Below are 279 nucleotides of genomic sequence, written 5' to 3'. Positions count from 1 at the left end.
ATATCAATGATCAGCTCGGGCATCATGCCGGCGATGAGTTTTTAATTAGTGTTAGTAAACTATTCTCACAATGTATTCGTGAGCATGACTTATTAGCTCGTCTAGGCGGAGATGAGTTTGTAGTATTACTAACCCATTTAACTGAGCCAAATCAGGCAGAAGATGTTGCCAATCGCATTATAAAAATTATGCAAAAGCCGTTTTGTACTAAAGGCGTGTGTGTACAAAGTGGCGCCAGTATTGGGATAACCTATTCAAAGCAAAGCTATAAACATACCG

At 39.4% G+C, this 279-nt stretch carries 1 protein-coding gene; it reads left to right on the top strand.

The window, feature by feature from the left end; all coding sequences use genetic code 11:
- A partial coding sequence (locus SB749_RS19280) for a diguanylate cyclase domain-containing protein (protein ID WP_410711722.1) occupies positions 1-279 on the top strand: 279 nt, incomplete at both ends.

This window comes from Brevibacterium sp. SIMBA_078 (assembly GCF_046534565.1).
Classification (GTDB): Bacteria; Actinomycetota; Actinomycetes; order Actinomycetales; family Brevibacteriaceae; genus Brevibacterium.
This window is presented reverse-complemented; position numbering and strand designations above follow the sequence as displayed.